General features: G+C 69.8%; 3 protein-coding genes. 1 reads left to right on the forward strand and 2 read right to left on the reverse strand.

What is annotated here, in order from left to right:
- The first annotated feature begins 95 nt into the window (after positions 1–95).
- Positions 96–1,445, forward strand: a complete 1,350-nt coding sequence (locus tag OO015_RS14050) for a S8 family serine peptidase (protein WP_265942276.1) — start codon at positions 96–98, stop codon at positions 1,443–1,445.
- A 1,283-nt stretch (positions 1,446–2,728) separates the two neighbouring features.
- Here the strand turns inward: OO015_RS14050 and OO015_RS14055 are convergent.
- Both OO015_RS14055 and OO015_RS14060 read right to left on the reverse strand, forming a co-directional pair.
- A complete protein-coding gene (locus tag OO015_RS14055; protein ID WP_265942278.1) occupies positions 2,729–4,519 on the reverse strand; it encodes a hypothetical protein in 1,791 nt (596 codons plus the stop codon).
- On the reverse strand, positions 4,516–4,910 hold a 395-nt coding region (locus OO015_RS14060; protein WP_265942280.1), incomplete at its 5' end, for a hypothetical protein. The genes OO015_RS14060 and OO015_RS14055, both read right to left, overlap by 4 nt.

A 4,910-nucleotide genomic window follows, 5' to 3' on the forward strand; every position in this document is an offset into this window, starting at 1 on the left:
CCGTATGTCCGTCATTCGTCTCGTGCCGTCCCGCCCGTCACGACCGGCATACCGAGCGGTCTCCAGATAGTCTCGCGAAGGGAAGGGAGAGTCCGATGCGTTCGGTATCGCTCGCACGACGGTGGCGCTGGCGCACCTTCGCCATCGTGCTCGCGCTGGTCGCCACCCTCATCGCCCCGGCCCTGCTGGCCGCCGCCAGCTCGAGCCAGCAGCTGCCGCCCTACCAGCCCGGCCGCGTCCTGGTGACCTTCAAGCGCGGCACGAGCGCAGCCACCAAGGCCGCTGTCCACCAGCGACTCGGCGCCCAGCTCCTCCGCTCGATCCCGCAGATCGATGTCGACGTGGTCCAGGTCTCGGAGGGGAGCGAGCTGGCTGCCGTCGCCGCCTACAAGAGCGACCCAGCCGTCGAGGACGCTGGACTCGCGGTGCTCGGTCACTTCGATGCCGTCCCGCCGACGGTCCCGAACGACGCGCGCTTCGGCCAGCAGTGGTACCTCCAGGAGATCCGCGCTCCGCAAGCCTGGACGCTCGTCAGCGGCAGCCGGATCCGTCCCATCGTCGCCGTGCTCGACTCGGGGCTGTACCGCCCGCACGAGGAGTTCCAGGCTGGCCAGATCCTCCTCTACCGGGACTTCACGATCTGCGGGTCGCCGCCCGGTCCAGGGTGCGGTCTGAACGACCCGGTCGGCCACGGTACGCAGGTCACGGGCGTCATCGCCGCGACGCACAACAACATGCGGGGGATCGCTGGCGTCTGCCCCCAGTGCCGGATGATCGTCCTCTCGAATGACAACGACTCTGGCACCCTTCCCGATCCCGCCGCCCTGGCCGATGCCCTCGTCTTCGCCGCGGACCACGGTGCCCAGATCATCAACGGCTCGTGGGGCTTCGGCTACTCGGCCCTGACGCCCGGGACCTACACGGCCCTCAACCGGGCGATGCAGTACGCGCTGTCGCGCGGTGTCCTCTTCGTCTTTGCGGCCGGGAACGACTTCGACGACCCGACCTCCGTTCCCAAGTGGCCACAGACGACCTGGGGTGGTCACCCGCAGGTGCTGGTCGTCGGCGTCACCGGACCCAACCGCAGCCTGACCAACTACACGAACCGCACCTACATGTCCAACGGTAGCCCCAATCCCTTCACCCAGGTCGTCGACCTCGGCGCGCCGGGCGGCCAGTGCAACCCGGATCCGAGCAAGGGTATCCTGATGCCGAACAACACCGGCGGCTACAGTGCTAACTGCGGCACCTCCTTCGCCTCCCCGATCACCGCTGGGGTCGCCGGGCTGGTCCTGGCCAGCGGCATCTGCTCGACCGCGGCCTGCCTCAAGCAGCGCCTCATCGCGACAGCCGATTCCATCCCCGGCCTCGCCGCAGCCTGGCCCAACGGCCGCTTCCTCAATGCCTGCCGCGCGGTGGATACCCTGAACGGGATCCGCTGCTAGTTCCCTCCAGTCTCCCCGGCGGGGCGCCGGAGGGCGCCCCGCCCCGCTCCTCCTCGCTCCGCACCACCGTCGTCCGCCACCCGCGCCCTCCCGCTCGGCCGGGCGCGCCGCGCCCCTACAGGGAAAAACGCGGACCGGGGTGCCGCGCGAGCGGCGGGGGTGGGGGTGTCCCCTCGGGCGTCGCACGCGTCGGCCCTACCGCGTGCGGTCGGTTACCGGCGGCCGCCTGACGACCATCCACCGTTGTCCGATCGACCACCGTCATCCCCGTAGGAGTCACGCGTGCGTGACCCGGGCGGCCCGGGAGGGCCGGGGAACGTGGCCCGGTTCCAGCGCCTGACGGCGCGGATCGGCGAGGCACGCCTCGCCCCTACAGGGCGGGACACGATAGGGCGACCGTGATCGGTCGTATGTCACGGTGGCTATTGCCGTGCCACCGTTCCCTGTGTAGGGGTCAGGCGTGCCTGACCCGTCCGGCCCGAGAGGGCCGGGAACAAATCACGTTCCCTCGCCTGGCGGCGCGGCCGGGCGAGGTTCACGGCCGAACCCCCGACCCCTGGCGTGCGGGAGAGGCGGTGCTGGCGTCCCGTAGGGGTCGGGCGTGCCCGGCCCGACCGGGCCGTCAGGGCCGGGAACGGACGGACGTTCAGGCGCGGCACGCCGCGCCCCTACAAGGAAAAACGCGGACAGGGGTGCAGCGCCAGTAGCGGGGGTGAGCGGTGTCCCCTCGGGCGACGCACGCGTCGCCCCGATAGGGGCAAACGGCGGCACCCTTGCCGACGGTCGCCTGTCCGTCACCCACCGGGGCCGCCCAGACGACCGCCAGCCACGTCGGGATCAGGCGTGCCTGACCCAACCGGGCCACGAGGCCCGGGAAACCCGCCACGGTCCCGCGCCTGCGGCGCGGCTGGGCGCGGCACGCCGCGCCATTACAACGTGCGGTCGGCCGGGGACAGCGGTCGGCGCATCGCCGACTGGCCCTTGTACGCGACCGCCTGTCCCGGTAGGGGTCGGGCGTGCCGCACCCGCCCGGCCCCGAGGGCCGGCAGAACGAAAGACAGGCGCGCAGCGCCTACCTCGCCCCTCGAGAGCGCGACCGGCGTAGCGAGAGCACGGAACGCTCGTCGACTGCAGATACGGGGTGCGCAGACACCGCCGTGCGCTGCGTTCCCCGCTGGCGCGGGATCGCAGGCCGCCTGCTCGTGCGGGCCGACCGACTCCTGCCCGACGAACGAGGGCGGGGTCGCCTGACCCCGCCCTCGTCCAGTCCGAGCACGCTTAGATCACGTGCTGCACGTCACCACCGTCAGGAGCACGTCGTACGCCCCGAGTATGCCGTCCCCGTCGACGTCGTAGTAGAGCTCGACGGTGACGTTGAACTGGTTGTCGTTATTGTTGTCCGTTACCCAGTACAGCGACACCGGTGCGGTGAACGTGCCGTCGGGATTCGTCGTCAGGGCCAGCACGTTCTCGTCAGCCGCTGCGCTGAACGACATATCGTCGGCCGTCGGATCGTCGACGACGTGCAGCAGGATCGGCGTGCCGCCCGGCACGATCCCCGGCCCGAGCATGCCGTCCAGCGTGCAGTCGGGCGTCGTGTTAACAGGCGCTGGGTTCTGCGCAGTCGTGCAGGTGAGCGCCCAGCCCTGGGCACGCGGCATGTTGTAGGCGGCCGAGCCGTCGAACGTCACGTCGTAGTTGACGTTGTTCGACACGCCCACGATCGGCCCCAGCCCGTCGAGCTGCGTGACCACGACCGAGCCCTGGAACCCGTTGGGCATCTCGCCGTAGCTCGGCGCGTAGGCGATGTAGCCACCGTGCGCCGGGATCGAGGCGATGATCGGCGCGGTCAGCGTCGGCGCAGTTGGCGAGCCGGTCGAGCTGTAGAACTCGATCGACACGCGCACCGGCCGGTCACCCGCGTTGAACAGCGCCACACCGCTGTTGTCGTTACCGCCCGAGAGCAGGCCCTGCTTCTGGAAGAGCGGCATGTACAGCTGCCCGTGCGGGATGTCGGTGCCCGACTGCGCGACGTAGCTCAGCGCCTGGCCGACGTCCTGGCCGCTGCCGGTGTACTTCACCGAGTCGACCGCCACCAGCACCGGCTGGGTGGAGACCACCACGGCGTGGCCGAACCCGCCGATCCCGACGTCGGTCGTGTGCGGCTTGTAGATGAACTCCATCGCCCGCGGCTGGATGACCCGGCTCTCGGTACCGACCGCCACACCGGCCGAGTTGTAGTAGGTGATCTGCACGTTCGCCGCCGTGTCGTTGCTCAGGTTGGCGATCGAGTAGCCGGTGTTCCAGCCGTTGTAGCCCTGGAAGACGAGCGGCAGCGCCTGCACCACGTTGACGACATTCTGCTGCGGCAGCGCCTGGTTGGTCAGCGCCATGTTGACCGGGTCACCCCACGGCTGCGCCGGCTTGACGCGGTCGACGGTCGCGGCGACGTCGCAGTCGCTCGACACCCAGGCCTGCCCGACCCAGCCGTCCGGCACGCCCTGACCCGCGAGGTCGATGTGCCAGGTCTGGCCCTTGGCGAGCAGCTTGACGAACTGCCCGTAGCTCGGGTCGCTGTAGCCCGACGGCGTCTGGTAGAGCGTCACCGTGACGCTGCAGTTGCTGCGCGAGTCGAAGTTGGTGATGTGGAGCACCGAGTTCCAGCCGGTGTTGGTCTGGACGATCGGGAAGACCAGCCGGTGCGTGCCGGGGATGCGCACGTCGTCTTGCGGCAGCGCCGTGTAACCGCTCACCGACTCCTGCTGCGCCGAGGTGCGGCCGCTGTTGCTCTCGACCGGCGCCACGATCTTCGCCACGCCAGCGATCGGCCCGATGCGCGTCTCCGCGGTGATGTTGCTCTGGCAGGTCACCGTCACCGTGTAGGTCGTCCCGGGCGCGGGCCTGGTCGGAGTAGGAGGAGAAGCCGTGACGTCATTGTTCCAGTAGATCGTGAGCAAGCCGCCGGCCACGCTGTAGTCGAAGTCGGCATTCTGGATGGTGAAAGTCGGTCCATCACCAGCCGGAGTATCCAGCACGAAGCGGTTGCCGTCCTGGCTGATCGCCACGGCCGTCACCGCGTTCCCCGTCCCGGTGCACGGGTTCGGGATGCGGTCTTCCAGGGTTGCTGGGGGTTGGGGGTGGCGCCACCGACCCACTCGCTGCCCCGCACGACGGTGTACTGCCGCTGGTTCAGTGCGACGTCCTGCTGCGACGGCCCGACGACGTAGACGCCGCCGCCGTTGCCGTCACCGAAGACGGCCGAGGCCGGCCACGTCTTGGACGCGAACGGCTGCAGCTCGGCGGTGGTCACGGTCGTGCCGTCCGCCTTGCGGACCGCGATCGTGATCGTGAAGTTGTTGGGGTTCTGGACGGTGAAGGTCGAGTACCACGGCCCCATGTTCCCGTATTCCTCGCCGTTGGGGAGGAACGGGAAGTAGATCTCGTTGCCGAGGTCCTCGACCACCG

Source organism: Thermomicrobium sp. 4228-Ro, from assembly GCF_026241205.1.
Classification (GTDB): Bacteria; Chloroflexota; Chloroflexia; order Thermomicrobiales; family Thermomicrobiaceae; genus Thermomicrobium.

Coding starts and splice junctions, on each gene's coding strand:
- OO015_RS14050 (WP_265942276.1), top strand. CDS start 96: ATGCGTTCGGTATCGCTCGCACGACGGTGGCGCTGGCGCACCTTCGCC.